Source organism: Rhizobium sp. CNPSo 3670, from assembly GCF_057784555.1.
This window is the reverse complement of record NZ_JBXSOL010000029.1, coordinates 1-17,651: the sequence shown is the minus strand read 5'-3', so window position 1 is coordinate 17,651 and position 17,651 is coordinate 1. Positions and strand designations below refer to the sequence as shown.

Here is a 17,651-nt window from a genome sequence, read left to right as displayed (position 1 = left end):
GGACATGGATGAAGGAGATTGTCTACATCATTGATGACGACGCATCCGTCCGCGAAGGACTCGGCGATCTCCTGCGCTCGGTTGGACTTGAGGTACTGACATTCGCGTCCAGCCAGGAATTTTTGGATAGTAAGCGCCCCGACGTTCCGGGCTGCATCATTCTCGATGTAAGGCTGCCGGGGCGGAGCGGCCTGGAATTTCAGCGCATGCTCACTTCCCTTGGAATTGAGCTTCCGGTCATTTTTATCAGTGCCCACAGCGACATTCCGATCTCTGTGCGGGCGATGAAAGCCGGCGCTATCGAATTCCTGACAAAGCCGCTGCGCGAGCAGGAATTGCTCGATGCCGCCTATGCCGGGATCGAGCGCGATTGCGCTCGCAGGCAGGAGGTCGCGCTCATTGCCGAGCTTCGGTCCCGCTATGATTCGTTGACGCCGCGCGAGCGCGAGATCATGAACCTGGTGGTCGCGGGCAGCGTCAACAAGCAAATCGCTGCTCAAGTGGGCCTGAGCGAGGTGACCGTCAAGGTTCATCGCGGCCACGTCATGCAGAAGATGCAGGCGAGATCTCTCGTTGACCTGGTCCGGATGGCGGACAGCCTCGGATTAACGACGAAGCCGGCGTGGGTCAGGTAGGCTCACATATCTAGACCAAAGTATCGGGCGTCTGCCACGGGTGGATAGTCGGGGTGCCAATTCGGCTGGTCGCTTATCTCATTCGGCAATACGTTCCGAAGCCCGTCGGCTCTATCCTCTTCCCAGCTGAAAAAGCATGCAGAGACAGGACGCACGTTATCGCGTCTCGGTGCAAGAATCTGCGTCGGGTCCGCGCCTCCCCACCAATGGACGGACGTCATCGATGTTGATGCAACGCGCGAGCAACCGAAAGATCCAGGAAAGGTATCATCGATGCAAAACCAGAGATACGCCCTGCAGAAGAACCTCAACATCTACTGGACGGTAATCGATACGGTTTCAGACCAGAAAGCTCTCGTCCACGGCTTCGTTATGGACATGCTTACCGCCGATGAGGGCGAAGAACTGGTCAACATGCTGAACCGTGCAGAATCCCACGCTATCCTCGCGCCTGCCCACGGGGAGTACCGCGATCGAAGACGACAGTAACTGTTCGATCGCCATCTAGCTGACCGCTTGTCCTATAGACTGTGACGAGAAGACGATAGAGGGCGCTGACACTCTAGTGGGCATCAGCGGTGGTCGGAATAAAACCCCAAAAGCATGTGCAGCTATGCTCGACGATCAGTGGCCCGAGAAGGATCGCGCCGATAAAGCAGTGGTTGCCGATTGAGCAGCATAGAATCACCGAATTCATGCGCACGATAGCGGCATCCCGCGAGAGCTGCGGAGGCGCTGGCGAGCAGGCCGTCGTCAGCAAAGGCGCGCAACAGCTCGAAATGGAGCCGAAGGCAATCGCCATGAAGCGGACTGGAGCGGAAGCTGACAGCCAGCCGGCTAAGCGGATCTCGATCGCCTTTCCGCATTGGAGATGCGTGCCGTGCAGGCTGGCGGGCAAGGTCGCGGCGTCGTTGGCGACACCAGATCGCCAGGATCGAATAACGTCCCGAGGCAAGCCCGCGGCAGGTCGCGCATCGTGCCGTCCGCCTCAACGACGAACAGCCTGGCCGATTGCCGATCGAGGCGATCAGCGGCGATCATGCGTGGGCTCCGGCGGTAAGCGCAGCGTGAGCCGACAACGCGTCGAGCATCGTTTCGAGGATTTCGGCAGCGGCCAGTTCCGGGTCTTTCAAGCTCGAAGGATCGGCGTCCGGGAGCGCCAACGCGTGCAGCGGGGTGTCCATATCGACCTGTGCGCCTCGCTGACGGCCTCGACGGTGACACTGCGGGGCATTTTGGTTCTGAGATATCGGGAGAGGGAATTGCCCGCAAGGCTGCGGTGCTTCTTCGTTAACTAATTAGCAACCAGATTGCATCTTGCGGTTGGTCTGCTCGTTTGCTCAGGGGTATATATTAATCTCCTAAATTGCATCACAGATGGACCGGTGTTCAATGATGGACAAAATCTCTGTCTATACGACAACTCAGTGCACGGTTCATAGCTGGTTAATCCACACTCCGAACAAGACCTTCGATTCTCTCAGGCAAGCTATCGAATATGCGAGCGAGCACGCTGACCAGCTCGACGCCCTGGAGGTCTTTGTTCACGGCAACAACAAATCTTATGACATTATTTCTGGTGATGAGCTGGCATTGCTGATCGCGCGGGTTTGCAGCCGCGCTTGAGGATTCATTTCGACCGAACGGCAATGCGATATGCTATAATCTTCGACCGTGAGAGATGGCTTTATCAAACATCAGACAGGGGCGAAGATGGGTTTGGGTGATCGAGAAAGACCGGCTACCGCCGAGCCTGCATCGCCTGCTTATGATGCGGCGGCCTTTCTCGCGGCCATTATCGAATCGTCAGACGATGCCATTGTCAGCAAGAGCTTGTCCGGCATTGTCACGACATGGAACAAAGGCGCCGAGAGAATTTTCGGATATACCGCAGACGAGGCAATAGGAAAGCCCATCACCCTTGTTATCCCGGATAATCGCCTTGATGAAGAGCCCGCCATACTTAGCAGAATCCAAGCCGGTGAACGCGTCGATCACTTTGAAACCGTAAGACGCCGCAAAGACGGCGAACTCATCGACATCTCTTTGACGATCTCCCCAATCAGAGACGGCAATGGCAAAATTATCGGAGCATCGAAGATTGCCCGCGACGTCTCGGAGCGGAGACGGGCAGCCGAACACCGAGAACTGCTCCTCCGGGAAATGCATCACCGCGTAAAAAACCTGTTCGCGATCATCAGCAGCATTATCACTCTCGGTGCCCGGACCGCAGCAACGCCCGGCGATCTCGCCGCCAGCACCCAAGAGAGGCTCATGGCTCTGGCCCGAGCGCACGAGATAACGCTGCCAAGTCTAACCGAACAGGCCGTCGAGGTTCAGTCAGCCACGCTGTTTCAGCTTCTCTCGAATGTCCTTGCACCTTATGGTAACCGGCAATGGACGCTGAGCGGCGGGGACGTCGAGGTAGGTCCAGCGAAGATCAGCTCTCTGGCGCTGTTGTTTCACGAGTTCGCGACGAACGCGGCTAAGTACGGAGCGCTCTCTGTCAACGAAGGTACCCTCGAGATCGCAACTGCAATCTCGCCGGACACAATCGAATTGGTTTGGGTTGAAGCGAACGGACCGCCGACTACGGAGCCAAATCAAGCTCCTTGTGGCTTTGGAAGCATCCTGGAGCAAAGGATAGCACGGAGCCTTAAAATTGATATCCAGCGATCATGGACGCCAGGGGGAGTGTCCATTCAGCTTTTGCTTCCGCGCCTCGCGATCATGTAATGTCTGGACCGATGCTGGGCCATGACCAATAATGAACGCCCGTCTCTTAAATTGCGTATTTGTCAATAGCATAGTTTATTGCCAAAAAAGATAATAATAGGCAAGCTATTTGCGCGACGCACAAGTGGCGCATCAAAACACCCCCTTACCTTTCTGCCCCGCTTCCGCGCGGGGCTTTCTCTCCCACGACCATGCGCTGGTCGTGGAACTTTGTTGCGTTACTGCGTTTACAGCTATCTAGATCCGATCTTTCCGTACGCGCGCCTTGGCCCCCGCTTCGTACGGGAACAGTAGAGAAAGAATTAGGTTAGCTCACTGGACCGCGCGAACGACGTGCCCGTCCTCTTAGAATCCAAACCAGAGTTGGGCCGTGCGGAGGTAATTCCCAGTTCTCTCGGAGGTGCTTCGCACGGCCCAATGCCGCATGATGGCCGATGGCGGCATGATCCAGTTTCTCACTTCAAACGAAGCGACCTCAAGTTTGTTGAAGGATACCGGCCTCCTTTGCCGCAGCCTCAAACGCAGATCGTGCTTCCGTATCGGGAACAACGCCATGCGCCGCGTCCAGGCATACCTTCCACGCTGTCGCATAGCTCGCGTTTTTCTTGTCGGGCCAGTATTTCTTCAAGAACGCGACCGCCTCTCTAGCGTTCCTGATGACGTGAACACGATCATCTATCTTCAATTGGACGTTCGCGTCCCAGATGCTGATCATGGCGTCCTCCGTGGGCAGGCTTCCTACAACGTATATTAGGAGAGTCTGTTCCAAACGGACGATCATACCGAAATTTTAAGGGCGTCATGATCCCTTCTTTCCCACATCACAACTGGCCTCGTCTCGGCGGGGCCTCTTTTTGGTCAGCCGTCGCTATTTTCCGGTCGCCCACGCCATTGCCGCCGTGCCGAACTTTATAAGGATGAAGGTGTGCGCCGACGCCCCTATTTCGACAATACCTGACCCTCCAAGACCCATCAGCTTCCACCTATCCCCCTTCTTTTGTCCGCCAGCGTACGGGAACTGCAGGCAGAGAACTTGATTAGCTCATCGGATCGCGGGAGGAAGGTCACTGCGCAGCGACCAGGTCGAGAGCCTGTTCACCCGTTTCGGGCCTTCCTCGATCGAACTCGATTTGCTGATGGCAGCCAAGCGCCGCGCGCCTGTTCTGCCGGACAGAATTGCCGAATAACGCCTTTCACGAACGGAATCGATAGATGAGCGACAGACGCCATGAGTGGATCAGCAAACGGGCCTATGCGATCTGGGAAGAACAGGGCCGCCCTGACGGCCGGGACAGCGAACATTGGCGCCAGGCAGTCGCCGAGCGGGACGCGCTGGAACGCACGCAGGCCTCCGTCGACGGGCGCGAGGTGCTGGTGAAGTTCCGTCCGAAGCCGCAACGGCCGGAACTGCCACGCGACGGCTGGCTCACCCCGCCCGCCAAGGCCGGCTGATCCAACGGCCAGCGGCTTGCCTCACCGGTCTCAGATACATTGATCAGCCGCTTTGATGGCAGCGGAATGCCTTCCTGTTTGCAATCCGCCCACCTAAGAGTCGGGTCGTGCAGCAATTCCCAGTGAAGTGCTCTCCAAGCGTGTCTCCGTGCGGCCCGACACTTTCGATGTTTCTCACGGACCGAAACATAAAGATGGCACTGCGCTACGCGGTCGTCCGCTTTAGTTCCCATGTCTTCTAGATCCCAGCCATCTGCCGAATTTTGCGCTTAAGAGAACCAGGTTCTTTTCCAATCAGCGTTCGCCCCGTTAAATATCCAGAAACCTCATCAGATAACAAAGCAAATGAAGCGTAAAACAAAATAACGAAAGGCGAAAATATAAAAAGAACACACAACATCGCGAGCCCTGGCCCGATCGATAACTCAGATGACAAAGTGGTCGCCAAGACAACAAGGGGAATCCAGGCAAGGGCGGAAATTAAAAGCCCAGTTATTATAGCATAAAGGCCATATTTCTCTTCGTTTATCACTAAAATTCTTAGAAAACTAAAAACGTATCTTCGCATCTTCAGTCCCTTTAGCGACTCTGGTAAGGCATTAGCCGTCTTCAGTGGCGCGTCACGAACATACCACCTCACCCTGGTGGTAGAAACTATTTTGCGGTTAACGTCGACGTCGCCAAGGTATGAAATTGCCCAGACATCAATGCTCCGGGTAAGTGAGATCATTGGGACTCTACCCGTCATTTCATTCGCAGGTTTCCATGCGTATTATTGCTGCAGCCGCTTTTTGTTTATTTCTGATCAAAATCGCAACCGCTCACGGCGCGGAGGATAGTCGCTCTTCTCATCAGGCGCTGAATGGGGAGGATAAATCCTGCTATGCCGTCAACCGTGCATACGAAAACATGCATAATAGCGGGCGCTACAGCTATACCTTATCAGAGTTGCAAGAAGATGGTCATCTCAGGCCTTACGTGGAAGTGCGAGCGATAGACAATCTCGTCTATTACAAAATTGAAAATGCCGGCTGGGGTGAAGAACGGCGGCTGCCTATTCGTACCCCACTCGATGCACATTCGGGACTGCCAGTCTTCACGTCTTGTACAGAGCTCGGCGTCTCGCAAACGGAAGAAGGTCTTGCTTTTCACTACTCCGCACATTGGCACCGATACAAATGGAGTGCGGCGATAGAAATCTGGATATCGAAGACCTCAGGGAAATTCATTAAGACAATCATGCGCTACGATCAGGGTGCAGGAGAGCTGCCATTTCCAGTGGCTGTCCAAATTATGGACTATGACAGAGCCCACGCAATCAAGCCGACAATCCCACCCTGTTGGACCCTTGATCTGGAGACTGCGCCAGCCATCTGCATTGATCTCACCTCTCCGAGTCCAATCACGGTCCATTGACCAGTCGAAGTTTCCCGTTTCCGCCCAAGCGATGCGTCGCCGCCCGACACTCACGCGCTGTTTTTCGCCAGTGACGCAATGATGGCATCGAGCCGTCGGGTGGTTTCCTTCGACGTCTCACGGTGCTCTTCGCGAAGATCCTTGATGCTGGATTCCAGCCGATGTGATTTGGCCATCGAGATCGGAGCGGCGGACGTATTCGTCGCGGATACTGTTCAGTCGTCCCGCCCCCTCGCCTCCAGAGTCATCGGCGCCATCAGGAGGCGCCAAACAGTCAGCGGGTCGGCGCGACAGTTACCCTCGGCACGGAAGCAACTGCGGCCGACATCGTAACGGCGGCCAGCAGCGCCTTGCCTTCAACAACCAAGCTTCCAAACTCCGGCATCGCACACCAAAGCAATCACTGGCGTCGTAAGCTATCACATCGGAGCGGCAGCAATCTTAGCCATCCGGCGTTGAAATCGTCGCGCGAGCTGCACCACGTTCAAGGCGTACTGGCCTGAGCTGGACGTTACGACAAGGCGCTGAACTCAGTCGCTGGTGTATGGCGGCGGCGTTCGATTCTTCGACCGTCGCCGCGTTTTTCTGCGTCGAACGAGCGTACTCAGCGTCGCGGCTCGATGGTCGCTTCGCCGAACATGACGCCGCGCGTCAGTGGCTTGGCGAGGAAATCGTGCGGGAAGCCGAGAACGACGGCGCTGGCCTCAGCGAGGCGGGTGCGATGCTCCTCAGACAATACGACATCGAGCGCACCGAGATTGTCTTCGAGCTGAGCCATCGTCTTCACACCCATTATCGGAGAAGTCACGGCAGGATTGGTAAGCGTCCAGGCGATCGCCACCTGCGCAGGCGTCTTCCCGATCTCGGCCGCGACCTGCTTCACGACATCTGCGATACCGAGGCTGCGCTCGCTCAGCGAGCCGTTGCCGGCAGCCACATTCTTGCGGGTGCCGACGGCACTTGCCGTGCCGGCTCCGATGTCAAGATCGGAACGGCTGTATTTCCCTGTTAAAACGCCCATCCCGAGCGGTGACCAGGGGATGACGCCGAGGCCGAGTTCACGCGCCATCGGCATCAGCTCACGCTCAACCGTGCGCTCGATCAGGCTATACTCGATCTGCAGAGCTACCAGAGGGGCCCAGCCGCGCAGGTCCGCCAGCGTCTGCATGCGCGCCACCTGCCATGCCGGCGTGTCGGAAATGCCAGCATAGACGATCTTGCCGGCACGCACGAGATCGTCCATCCCCCTCATGACCTCATCGACGGAGGTCGTAAAGTCCCAGGCATGCAGATAGAAAAGATCGATGTAATCGGTGTTCAGCCGCTTCAGGCTGTCTTCCACAGAGCGAACCATGCTGCGGCGGTGATTGCCGCCGGAGTTCGGATCCTTCGGGCGTGAGGTGATAGTATATTTGGTGGCAATGACAAGCTCGTCGCGGCGGCCTTCGGCAAAGCGACCGACCAGTCTTTCCGAGGTTCCGCCTGTATACTGATTGGCAGTATCGATGAAATTGCCGCCGCGATCGACATAGGCGTCGAATATGCGACGCGATTCCTGCTCGTCGGCGCCCCAGCCCCAATCGGTTCCGAAGGTCATGGTGCCGAGCGAGAGCGGCGAGACGCGCAGGCCGGAACGGCCGAGGAGACGATAGCGGTCAAGGGACGCTGTGTTGGTTGTTTCATCTGACATCGGATAAATCTCCTGTGTTGCAGACAGAAGATGCGCCTTGCCAATACTGATAACAATGCTACATTATCGACATGACTTCTTTAGCAAAGAGAACATAATGCGCGGCAGCGATTATGCGGAACTCAGGGCTTTCGTGGCAGTTGCCGAACATGGCAACTTTGCCCGCGCGGCTGCCCGGCTCGGCATGTCGGCCTCCGCACTCAGCCAGACGATCCGCACACTCGAAGAACGAATGGGAATCCGTCTGCTCAACCGCACGACACGCAGCGTGGCGCCGAGCGAGGCTGGCCAGCGATTGCTTGCCGGACTAGTGCCCGCGCTTGCCGATCTCGACCGGGCGGTGGCGGATGTTGCGGCGCTGCGCGATAAGCCAGCCGGTCTCCTGCGCATCACCGCACCGCGGGTCGCGATCGTCCATACGCTGGCGCCGTTGATTGCTCCCTTCAATGCAGCCTATCCCGATATCATCATGGACATTATCGTGGATGACAAACTTACCGATATTGTCGCCGGTCGTTTCGATGCCGGCATCCGACTAGGCGAGATGGTGGAAAAGGACATGGTAAGCGTAAAGCTCGGCGGTGAGATGCGGCTCGTCGTCATCGCCTCGCCGGGCTACGTCGCGCGCCACGGCATGCCGCAAACGCCGCGCGACCTGCGCGACCACTCTTGCATCGCTTCCCGGTGGCCGACGGATGGCAGCCTCTATCTCTGGGAATTCGAACGCTGCGACGAGAAGCTCGAAGTGGCCGTCTCGGGGCCGCTCAGTACTACCGACAACGACCTGATGCTGCGGGCCGTGCTGGATGGTGTCGGGATAGCTTATCTCTTCGATCATCACGTGGCGGAACATCTCGCCGCGGGCCGGCTGGTCAGCATACTTGACGACTGGACACCCCCCTTCCCCGGCTTCCACCTTTATTATCCCAGCCGGCGTCAGATGCCGCCGCCGCTGCGTGCCTTCGTGGATTTTGCCCGCGGCAACAGACTGCCTTCAGAGGCACAAGTCAGTCAGGAATAGCTGGCTGGGGCACCTATTTCTTTCTTCGATCAGTGTTACCGGATGAGGCGACACCAGACCACAAATTGCCACTTCGCTTCCACTCGTGCGCCGCAATCCGCTCTGTATTTTCTGTACCAGAACGGCCCTGGTCCTCTCTGAACTGTATGGATTGGTTACAAACGCAACTACAAAAGTCCAAGCACGTTCCCCGATAGGAGTTCCTCAATCCGGCTTGATTGTGACAGTAGACGATCGCGCCATGCTGGTCAGATCGGATTATCTCGGGCGACAGGTCGCCGCTTGATTCTTGTCATGACGCCGGAGGTATCAACGCGGGACTTAGGCGTAGATTTTCACCAAATGGTGCTATTTAGAACATCAGTACAAGGATAATAGACGATGCGATCGACTATCAATCTCGATGACACTCTTATGGAAAGGGCCAGGTCCCTCACCGGCACAAAAGAAACCGCTGCTCTCGTCCGCCAGGCGTTGGAGACGCTTGTCCGAGTAGAGTCCGGAAAACGCCTGATCGCGTTCGGTGGAACTATGCCCGATGCGGAGGCAGCTCCACGTCGCCGGAGCCCGACGACCAAGTGATACTGGCAGACACTTCTATATGGATCGATCATTTTCGCCAAATTGATGCGGAGCTTCGGACGATCATTGAGCACGATCGTCTACTCTGCCATCCGGCTGTGGTCGGCGAACCGGCGCTTGGCAGCCTTCGAGATCGCGAGCGTGTGATTACATTTCTGGCAGCCCAGCGCCAAGCGTTCGTCGCAACGCACGACGAAGTGATGACAATGATCGACCGTCACGGCATCCTCAGTATGGGCATCGGCTATACCGATGCCCACTTGCTCGCCTCGATACTGCTTGATCGGCGAGCGGCATTATGGACCAAGGACAAGCGTCTGCAGGCGGCGGCCGAAAGGCAGGCGCTTCATTGCATAAGCCCGCCCATCCCCGCAACTAAACACCAAAATAGTCCGACTTTTCCGATTATCCGGTCTCTGTCGCCTTGATGAGAGCAGAACCAAACCCGTCATTCAGCATCTGCTTGCAGTTGATGGCAATCGAATCACCGCGGTGCAGTGGCTATCATTAGTCAGCAGCAAATCTACTGAAAATTCCTGCCCTTGTTCTCCGGCTATGGATATCAAAGGTCCGGCATAAACATATCTCTCAGCCGAAGCCCCGGCGCCGGCCGTTCGCGAGAATTCGGACTGCCCAGAGAGCCGTGCGCGAACTCGTCGCCGCCGCGGCCGGTCGGCGGCCGGAACTCACTGTCGCGCCCGGCAGGGAAGGAAGATCGGCCGAGAGATCGAGGAGCTGCTGAGCGACGAGGTGTTCCAGGTCGGCTTCCTGCTAGATCCTGCCATTGATAACGATGGCGCCGAGCACCGCCCTGCGCGAGCCAATGTTCGAACCGACCTGACGCCACGCTTCAGCGCCGGCGAGCCAGCCAAGGCACGGCGATGCAAACTGTCCTATCGATCGAATAACTCTCAAGAAGATATCAGCGGTGGCCGGAATAAAACTCCAACAGCATCTGCAGCTTAAGATCGATGATCATATGCCCCGGGAAGGTTCGCGCGATAGAGCCGCTGTTGACGATTGAGGAGCATCGAATCGCCGAATTCATGCGCACGGTAGCGGCATCCCGTGAGAGCTGCGGAGGCGCTGGCGAGCAGGCCGTCGTCGGCAAAGGCGCGCAACAGCTCGAAATGGCTTTCGCCGGGCTGGTGGACGCCGGTGAGAACCGCATCGACGACGTGGAGCGGAGTGCCACGGCCGATGCGGCCTGTCGCAATACCATCTCCGGCACGCACGCTGCCATCGGGATTGGCGGCTGCTTCAACTGCGCGCACGACGCTGGTGCCGATCGCGATGATGCGGCTGCCTCTGAGCTGCGCCCGCGCGACCTGCCCCACGGTGCATTCAGGGATGTGGTAAGGCTCGTCAAAGGGAAGGCGCGAGTCGAGTGCGGGATCGCCGGTGGAAGAAATGCCCGCGGCATGCGTGAGTGTTGCAAAACCAATCTCGCGACGACGCCAAGCTTGCAGTGTGCGCCAGTCGAGCGCGAAGGAAGCCGATGGCGCCTCGAACGCGACCGGCCGGGCAGCAATTCTCGTCCAAACATCCCATAGTGCTAACGGCTCGGGAACATGCGCGTATTGGATCGGCCAGCCATGCTGCGCCAGTCCTGCAAACATGGCTGCTCGGGTGCCCTGGAAGCTGAGCTCGACAAGACGAGGATGGTCGAGAACGCGCTCGACATTGGCTTCAAGTGAGCCGAACTGGAGGCGATCGCCTGATGACAGCGCAGGCGGCGGCAGCCGATCTTCCGTGCGGGTGCGATGATCGCCAGAGCCGAAGGCTATCGCCATGAAGCGGACTGGAGCGGAAGCTGATAGCCAGCAGGCTAAGCGGATCTCGATCGCCTTTCCGCATTGGAGATGCGTGCCGTGCAGGCTGGCAGGCAAGGTCGCGGCGTCGTTGGCGACAACCAGATCGCCAGGATCAAATAACGTCCCGAGGTGAGCCCGCGGCAGGTCGCGCATCGTGCCGTCCGCCTCAATGACGAACAGCCTGGCCGATTGCCGATCGAGGCGATCAGCGGCGATCATGCGTGGGCTCCGGCGGTAAGCGCAGCGTGAGCCGACAACGCGTCGAGCATCGTTTCGAGGATTTCGGCAGCGGCCAGTTCCGGGTCTTTCAAGCTCGAAGGATCGGCGTCCGGGAGCGCCAACGCGTGCAGCGGGGTGTCCATATCGCCAGGGTCGAGCGCAAGGAACCTTATTCCATCTGGCTTCGACTCCTCGTCCCAAATTGCCGTCAGATGGGCAAGCGCTGCCTTGCTCGCGCCGTATGCGCCCCAACCGGGATAGGCGTTGACCGCCGCGTCGCTGGAGATGTTGATCACCAGCGCGCCGCGGCCCTCGCGCGCGGACGCGGCAAGCGCACCGAACAGAGCTTTCGTCAGCCGGAAGACGCCAAGCAGGTTGACAGCAAGCGCCGCCTCCAGCTCCTCGCACTCCGTGTCGGCAAGAAGCGCCAGAGGCACAGGACCGAGGTTCGATGCATTGTTGATCAGGACGTCGACCCCGCCAAGATTGGCACTGATCTGCATCGCGATCGGATAGATGTCTTCCTTCTTGCCGATGTCGGCGACAATGCCAAACGCGCCCGTCTCGGCTGCGACGCGCTCGACATTCGCGGCGGTGCGGGCGACGAAGGCAATGCTCGCACCCTTCCCGGCAAGCTGCCGCACAAGCGCCAGCCCGAGGCCGGAAGTGCCGCCGGTGATCCCTACGCGAAGTCCTTGAAGATCGATATTCGCCTGCATTGCGGTGCTCCTTCAATGGGTACGCGTAACTGCTACAAGTTCAAGTGAACTTGAAGTCAAGAGAGCTTCGTGCTTTTATTTATGCATGGATCCGATGCTGACCATCACCGACGTGTCGCGACGCAGCGGCGTTGCCTCATCAGCTCTGCGCTTCTATGAGGAGCGTGGGCTGATCGCATCCGAGCGCGCCGGCTCGGGACACCGACGCTACCACCGGTCCGCATTGCGGCGGATCGCTTTCATCGTCTTTGCACAGCGGATCGGGCTGACGCTTGAGGAGATCGGCGCCGAGCTCGCTAAGCTGCCGGCCGATCGCGTACCGTCACGTCGGGATTGGTCGCGGCTGTCGAGCGCGTGGGCAAAGCGTATCGACCAGCGCATAGCCGAGTTACAGCGCCTACGGTCCGGTCTTGGCGAATGCATCGGTTGCGGCTGCCTGTCGATCGATCGATGTCGCTTGGCGAACCCTGCCGACGTGGCAGGGCGAAAAGGGCCGGGAGCGAGGTACTGGCTGGGGTGAATGAGCCTCCAATGGTATGCCGAACGATCTTACGATCTTGCCGGTCATTCATTGTGTCATGTCCCGACTTCACCTCCACAATGAAGATTGGCTTACGATTCGGCGACTCGGCTCCGGGCCACTGCCGCCGAAGGAGGTGAGAATGACGGAAAGCAAATTCCTGACCCCGGACTTCAGCAAATCTCTGCTTTTTCATTTGTCCGCCCTTCAAGAGGCCGGACTCTAATCCAATCTCGAGGAAATTACCCGTGGCAGGTCAACGGCGATCGAATTGGCGACTCGACTCCTCCAGAACTGGGCGTGGAATGAGGTGATCAGCTCAACGTATGAGCTGCAAGATCGGCTTTAACCCTGTCTATGGAGCGGTAAGGACACGCCGCTTGCCAAAGACGCTGTTCGACCGTTCAATCGCATCGAAGCAAGATGAGCGACATTTGGCGAAAGCCATGTCGCGCGAAAAGGCCGACGCCTCGCATACCTCTAAGGTGTAGACCTTGCTTGTTGCTCCTTTCGATTAGCTATTCCACGGAGCGAGCAATCGGTCTTGGCAGCCCTCCGGAGATAGCTGGATATTTGGGATCGCGCCCGACCGTCAGAATTCAGCTTTGGAGAACAATTCGACGATCCAGTCGAGGAAGACGCGCACCCGCGGCGAAAGCTGGCGGTTCTGCGGATAGAGCGCGGTAAGCGGTGTCGGCGGAGGAAGATAGTCGGCAAGGACCTCGACCAGCGTCCCTTCGTCCAGATCCCGCTGGAGGCGGTAACGCGGCGCCTGAATGAGGCCGAAGCCGAGGCGGGCGAGATCGGTCATGGTGTCGGAGTTGTTGACCGTCAGCCGGCACGGCAAGGATACGAAACGGACAGTGTTGCCGACCGTGAACTCGAGAGGCATGATCTGCCCGGTACGGGACGATATGAAACCAACGGCGCGATGCCCCTCCATCGCGTCTGGGGAGCGTGGCATTCCGCGCCTTGATATATAGGCTGGGCTGGCACAGGTGATTTCAGCGATCATCCCGAGGCGACGCATGATCAGGCCGCTATCTGAAATCTCTCCGGCGCGGATGACGCAGTCGATACCTTCCCTGACGAGATCTACCAGCCGGTCGCCCTGCCCGATCTGCAGGTCCAGCAGAGGATACCGATCGAGGAACTCATTGAGTCGCGGCAACAGGAATGTGCGTGTCAGCAAAGGGTGCGCGTCGACGCGCAGCAGGCCGCGCGGTTGCATGTCACGGAAGACGTTTTCCGCCTCGTCCACCTCGGCGAGGATCGCCACACATCGCCTGTAGAAGGCTGCGCCGTCCAGTGTCGGCGCGACATGCCGGGTCGTTCGCTCAAGAAGGCGAACGCCGAGATCGCCTTCTAGCTTTTTAATCGCCTCGGTGGCCGTGGAACGGGCAAGCCCAAGGTCGGACGCCGCCGCGGCGAAGCTACGCCGCTCAACGACCCGGATAAAGAGCTGCATGCGGTCAAGCCGATCCATATCTTTATTCACCACAGACGAATTCTCATGTCAAATGTTGGTGGATTGTTCTCCCGGGACACCATCGATATCTCCTGTTCCGTCATAAAGGAGAAGGTTACAATGAGCATCAAAGGGCAGCGCGTCGCTATCGTCACCGGCGCATCGAAAGGGATCGGCCGAGCCATAGCGCTTCGGCTGGCGCAAGACGGCATCGCCGTCGTGGTGAATTACGCAAAGAGCCGTCAGGCGGCTGATGCGGTCGTCGCAGACATTGAATCGGGCGGGGGGAAGGCTCTCGCAGTGCAGGCTGACATTAGCGCTCCAGCCGCAGCTGCCGATCTGTTCAGCGCGGCCGACGAGCGCTTCGGCGGGACCGACATACTGGTCAACAATGCCGGCATAATAAAGTTGGCTCCGATTGCCGATATGGACGACGCGAGTTTCGAGCAGCAGATCGCCACAAACCTCACAGGGACATTCCGCGCCGTTCGCGAAGCAGCCCGTCGGCTCCGCGATGGTGGGCGCATCATCAATTTTTCTTCAAGCGTCGTCGGCGCTTACGGGCCGACTTACGGCGTCTATGCGGCAAGCAAAGCCGCCGTCGAGGCGATCACGCACGTCGCCGCGAAGGAACTCGGCCGGCGCGGCATTACCGTCAATGCGGTGGCGCCCGGTCCCGTCGAGACCGAACTCTTCATGTCCGGCAAGCCCGACGAGCTGGTCCAGAGAATCGTTGGTACCATTCCGCTCGGGCGCCTGGGCCAACCGGATGACATTGCCTCAGTCGTTTCCTTCCTGGCCGGCCCGGAAGGCGGTTGGGTGAACGGTCAGGTGTTACGCGCCAATGGCGGCATGATCTGAAGCAGAACCCACAAGAAAGGAGATTCCAATGCCATTCGTTAACATAAAGACACCCGAGGGCGCGCTTAGCCGCTACCAGAAGGAAGAAATCGTGCACCGCGCCACCGACATGCTGGTGGAGTACTTCTCCGAGGCGGCACGGCCACACACAATGGTACTGATCGAGGAAGTGAAGGACGGCGGATACGGGCGTGCCGACGAGATTTTCATCCTTCCGGATGCCTATCGCGTCAAAGAAGACGGTTGATCCCGGAGTGCTCGGAGCTGGTGCGGAGGTTCTGCACCAGTTCTCCTAACCAGGGCAGAGGGTGCGGTCTGAAGACGCGAGGAGCGTGACCTGCCACCGCAATTCTTGCAACGGGGCAGTTGTCGGCATTTATGAGGGGGATGTTCGCACCAGGGACACGGTGGCAGCAGTCTAGTTGGCGGGCGGATTGGTTACTCTTGCAGGTTGCTCAGCAGCTTTCGACTGCCTCATGTTCTTATTGGCATGGTCCGCGACCAAGGAACAAACACAAGGCCCTGGGGGTTAATGCGGTAGTCGGGCGTAAGCGTAATCGGAGCGTGGCGCTCTCCCCATCCCTCGGGTGTCCGAGGTTGCTTCCAGCTTTCGAGCTGTGACGCAGGGTTCGAATCCCTGCCCCGACAGCCATGTGCGCTCAATCGAACAAAGCTTGCGATTTCTCGTCAGGATACCTGACCTTTGATCCTCATCAGCCAAGGAACCGTCGCGGCGCCCCGATTCAACTTTCAGGCCAACTCGGCTAATGGAAAAGGATTACGGAACGCGGCGCATCAGTTCAAGTTCTACATCTGATGATCGCGCGGCATCCAAGAGGATGCTCCGCTCATTCGAGGAGGCTTTCCGATGAAGATCGCCCAGATCGCACCCCTTGCTGAAAGCGTCCCACCGAAGCTTTACGGCGGAACGGAGCGCATCGTCTCTTATCTGACAGACGAGCTGGTCCGTCAGGGCCACCAGGTCGCGCTTTTCGCCAGCGGCGACTCTGTTACTGACGCCAAACTGGTAGCGTGCTCGCGCATCGCCCTGCGTCTCAATCCAGCAGTCAGGGACCACGTGCCGCACCATATTGCCATGCTGGAGGAGGTTCGCCGCCGGGCACACGAATTCGATGTCCTACACTTCCACATTGATCTGCTGCATTTCCCATTGATTATGGACTTCGCAGACCGAACCGTGACGACGCTGCACGGACGGTTGGATCTACCGGACCTTCGAACATTCTACCAAGCCTTCCCGGACATACCGCTGGTGTCGATCTCAAACAATCAGCGACAGCCCATGCCGCCGGTCAACTGGGCCGGCACCGTTTACCATGGGCTCTCGGACGAGATTCTACCCTTCACCGCAAAGCCGAAAGGAAACTATCTTGCTTTCCTCGGGCGCATCTCGCCGGAGAAGCGACCCGATCGAGCCATCCAGATCGCTGCTAAAGCAGGGATCCCCCTGAAGATCGCGGCGAAGATCGACAATGTCGACAAGCATTACTGGGAAACCGTGATCGAGCCTCTGGTAAAGAGCCATCAAAACGTGGAGTTCGTCGGAGAGATCAACGAACATCAAAAGGCGGAGTTTCTCGGCAATGCCGGTGCATTGCTGTTCCCGATCGACTGGCCAGAACCCTTCGGAGTGGTGATGATCGAGTCTATGGCATGCGGCACCCCAGTCATTGCGTTTGGCTGCGGTTCCGTACCGGAAGTGATTGACGCCGGTGTCTCCGGCATAATCGTCGATACAGTCACCGAAGCCGTGGAAAACATCGACCGAGCGCTGCGCCTGGACCGCCGCAGAGTTCGCGCAACGTTCGAAAAGCGCTTTTCTGCAAAGCGCATGGCGCGCGATTATCTCGAAATCTACCGAACTCTGCCAGGTGTACGTACCCATGGTGCACGCATGCGCCGTGCGACCAGGGCTGCTCTCGGGGTGCAGACCGCTGCATGATGGCGAAGAGAGGTAGGGGTCATTCGAATACGCGGGCAATGCCCCGGTCGTCTTCTTTAATCCGGAGGAGGTCGTTGCTGTGGGAGCTCGCCAGCTGGCGCGACCTTTCTCGTATCTGTCTTGGGACGAAGGGGTGCTCTCCCCCGATGAAGGTTGTTCAGAACAAATGGCAAAGGATATCAGATGACCGATAGCCGCGCCTTATTCGCTGCACGCGCTTTCAATTCTTCCAACCGGGTTCAGCCGCGCCGCCGCTGCCTAAACGAGTCCAACTTCGGTAAGTCGCTTTTTCGAGTGATCGTCATCCAGCATCTAGCGGCTTCCCCGCAACCGATGCCTGTGGGTGGCTGCGACACCGGTTTGAAGATCAACTGATTACCGGCGCTATCGATCTCGGTTTCGATTTACGATTTGGGGTATCGCTGCACCAATATGTACTTCGGCAGCCAGTTGACCGTGGGCGTCCCAAATCTCGATTGCCTGCGGGATTTCCGCCTGATTGGTTAAGATAGCCCTGCCAACCAGTTCTCTGAGGGCTTCGCCGGCTTCTTCTCT

Annotated in this window: 20 protein-coding genes and 2 pseudogenes; 15 read left to right on the top strand and 7 right to left on the bottom strand. The window is 58.1% G+C overall.

Going from position 1 to position 17,651, the window contains the following annotated elements; translation table 11 throughout:
• Positions 1–8 precede the first annotated feature (8 nt).
• The 5 genes from AC13QO_RS24250 (at position 9) to AC13QO_RS24230 (ending at position 3,371) form a co-directional block, all read left to right on the top strand.
• Positions 9–635, top strand: coding sequence for a response regulator transcription factor (locus AC13QO_RS24250; RefSeq protein ID WP_488542091.1), 627 nt, complete (start codon positions 9–11; stop codon positions 633–635).
• 273 nt (positions 636–908) lie between these two features.
• Positions 909–1,124: a hypothetical protein gene (locus AC13QO_RS24245; protein WP_488542090.1), complete on the top strand. Its 216-nt coding sequence runs from the start codon at positions 909–911 to the stop codon at positions 1,122–1,124.
• 206 nt (positions 1,125–1,330) lie between these two features.
• The gene (locus tag AC13QO_RS24240) at positions 1,331–1,933 is read left to right on the top strand and encodes a hypothetical protein (RefSeq protein ID WP_488542089.1); all 603 of its coding nucleotides are present in this window, start codon (positions 1,331–1,333) and stop codon (positions 1,931–1,933) included.
• Between the two features lie 94 nt (positions 1,934–2,027).
• Positions 2,028–2,261, top strand: coding sequence for a hypothetical protein (locus AC13QO_RS24235; RefSeq protein WP_488542088.1), 234 nt, complete (start codon positions 2,028–2,030; stop codon positions 2,259–2,261).
• A gap of 87 nt (positions 2,262–2,348) precedes the next feature.
• Entirely contained in the window at positions 2,349–3,371 is a 1,023-nt protein-coding gene (locus AC13QO_RS24230) for a PAS domain S-box protein (protein WP_488542087.1), read from the top strand.
• 475 nt (positions 3,372–3,846) lie between these two features.
• Here AC13QO_RS24230 and AC13QO_RS24225 read toward each other — a convergent pair whose 3' ends face one another.
• Complete coding sequence (locus tag AC13QO_RS24225) at positions 3,847–4,086, bottom strand: DUF982 domain-containing protein (protein WP_097601403.1); 240 nt, start codon at positions 4,084–4,086, stop codon at positions 3,847–3,849.
• A 497-nt stretch (positions 4,087–4,583) separates the two neighbouring features.
• Between AC13QO_RS24225 and AC13QO_RS24220 the strand changes: the two genes are divergently transcribed.
• Complete coding sequence (locus AC13QO_RS24220) at positions 4,584–4,823, top strand: DUF2934 domain-containing protein (protein ID WP_097597907.1); 240 nt, start codon at positions 4,584–4,586, stop codon at positions 4,821–4,823.
• Positions 4,824–5,061: 238 nt separating this feature from the next.
• Here the strand turns inward: AC13QO_RS24220 and AC13QO_RS24215 are convergent, their stop codons facing one another.
• Positions 5,062–5,553: a hypothetical protein gene (locus AC13QO_RS24215; RefSeq protein WP_488542086.1), complete on the bottom strand. Its 492-nt coding sequence runs from the start codon at positions 5,551–5,553 to the stop codon at positions 5,062–5,064.
• Positions 5,554–5,588: 35 nt separating this feature from the next.
• Here AC13QO_RS24215 and AC13QO_RS24210 point away from each other — a divergent pair, with 35 nt between their 5' ends.
• Positions 5,589–6,239 (top strand): hypothetical protein, encoded by a 651-nt coding sequence (locus AC13QO_RS24210; protein WP_488542085.1) that lies wholly within the window; start codon positions 5,589–5,591, stop codon positions 6,237–6,239.
• 604 nt (positions 6,240–6,843) lie between these two features.
• On the opposite strand, the gene AC13QO_RS24205 is transcribed toward AC13QO_RS24210, so the two are convergent.
• Entirely contained in the window at positions 6,844–7,929 is a 1,086-nt protein-coding gene (locus tag AC13QO_RS24205) for an aldo/keto reductase (protein WP_488542084.1), read from the bottom strand.
• A 97-nt stretch (positions 7,930–8,026) separates the two neighbouring features.
• Between AC13QO_RS24205 and AC13QO_RS24200 the strand changes: the two genes are divergently transcribed.
• The 3 genes and pseudogenes from AC13QO_RS24200 (at position 8,027) to AC13QO_RS24190 (ending at position 9,911) form a co-directional block, all read left to right on the top strand.
• Positions 8,027–8,950, top strand: a complete 924-nt coding sequence (locus AC13QO_RS24200) for a LysR family transcriptional regulator (protein ID WP_488542083.1) — start codon at positions 8,027–8,029, stop codon at positions 8,948–8,950.
• A gap of 381 nt (positions 8,951–9,331) precedes the next feature.
• Positions 9,332–9,532, top strand: a complete 201-nt coding sequence (locus tag AC13QO_RS24195) for a type II toxin-antitoxin system VapB family antitoxin (protein WP_285194978.1) — start codon at positions 9,332–9,334, stop codon at positions 9,530–9,532.
• Positions 9,529–9,911 (top strand): annotated as a pseudogene (locus AC13QO_RS24190) (PIN domain-containing protein). Before AC13QO_RS24195 ends, AC13QO_RS24190 begins: the two are co-directional and overlap by 4 nt.
• 183 nt (positions 9,912–10,094) lie before the next feature.
• Here AC13QO_RS24190 and AC13QO_RS24185 read toward each other — a convergent pair.
• From AC13QO_RS24185 to AC13QO_RS24175, 3 genes and pseudogenes are all read right to left on the bottom strand, one after another.
• Positions 10,095–10,351, bottom strand: a pseudogene (locus tag AC13QO_RS24185) (hypothetical protein); the annotation flags it as partial.
• A gap of 143 nt (positions 10,352–10,494) precedes the next feature.
• Entirely contained in the window at positions 10,495–11,565 is a 1,071-nt protein-coding gene (locus AC13QO_RS24180; protein ID WP_488542082.1) for an S-adenosylmethionine:tRNA ribosyltransferase-isomerase, read from the bottom strand.
• Positions 11,562–12,284 carry an SDR family NAD(P)-dependent oxidoreductase gene (locus AC13QO_RS24175; RefSeq protein ID WP_488542081.1) on the bottom strand — a complete coding sequence of 241 codons (723 nt, stop codon included), beginning with the start codon at positions 12,282–12,284 and terminating at the stop codon, positions 11,562–11,564. Before AC13QO_RS24175 ends, AC13QO_RS24180 begins: the two co-directional genes overlap by 4 nt.
• Positions 12,285–12,369: 85 nt before the next feature.
• Here AC13QO_RS24175 and soxR point away from each other — a divergent pair, with 85 nt between their 5' ends.
• Positions 12,370–12,804 carry a redox-sensitive transcriptional activator SoxR gene (gene soxR, locus AC13QO_RS24170; protein ID WP_085781855.1) on the top strand — a complete coding sequence of 145 codons (435 nt, stop codon included), beginning with the start codon at positions 12,370–12,372 and terminating at the stop codon, positions 12,802–12,804.
• A 592-nt stretch (positions 12,805–13,396) separates the two neighbouring features.
• Here soxR and AC13QO_RS24165 read toward each other — a convergent pair.
• The gene (locus tag AC13QO_RS24165; RefSeq protein ID WP_488542080.1) at positions 13,397–14,290 is read right to left on the bottom strand and encodes a LysR family transcriptional regulator; all 894 of its coding nucleotides are present in this window, start codon (positions 14,288–14,290) and stop codon (positions 13,397–13,399) included.
• A 102-nt stretch (positions 14,291–14,392) separates the two neighbouring features.
• Between AC13QO_RS24165 and AC13QO_RS24160 the strand changes: the two genes are divergently transcribed.
• From AC13QO_RS24160 to AC13QO_RS24145, 4 genes are all read left to right on the top strand, one after another.
• Positions 14,393–15,133 carry an SDR family oxidoreductase gene (locus AC13QO_RS24160; protein WP_488542079.1) on the top strand — a complete coding sequence of 247 codons (741 nt, stop codon included), beginning with the start codon at positions 14,393–14,395 and terminating at the stop codon, positions 15,131–15,133.
• Between the two features lie 28 nt (positions 15,134–15,161).
• Complete coding sequence (locus tag AC13QO_RS24155) at positions 15,162–15,380, top strand: tautomerase family protein (RefSeq protein ID WP_488542078.1); 219 nt, start codon at positions 15,162–15,164, stop codon at positions 15,378–15,380.
• A 621-nt stretch (positions 15,381–16,001) separates the two neighbouring features.
• Positions 16,002–17,096 (top strand): glycosyltransferase family 4 protein, encoded by a 1,095-nt coding sequence (locus AC13QO_RS24150; protein ID WP_488542077.1) that lies wholly within the window; start codon positions 16,002–16,004, stop codon positions 17,094–17,096.
• A 183-nt stretch (positions 17,097–17,279) separates the two neighbouring features.
• Positions 17,280–17,471: a hypothetical protein gene (locus AC13QO_RS24145; RefSeq protein ID WP_157131527.1), complete on the top strand. Its 192-nt coding sequence runs from the start codon at positions 17,280–17,282 to the stop codon at positions 17,469–17,471.
• Positions 17,472–17,651: the final 180 nt, after the last annotated feature.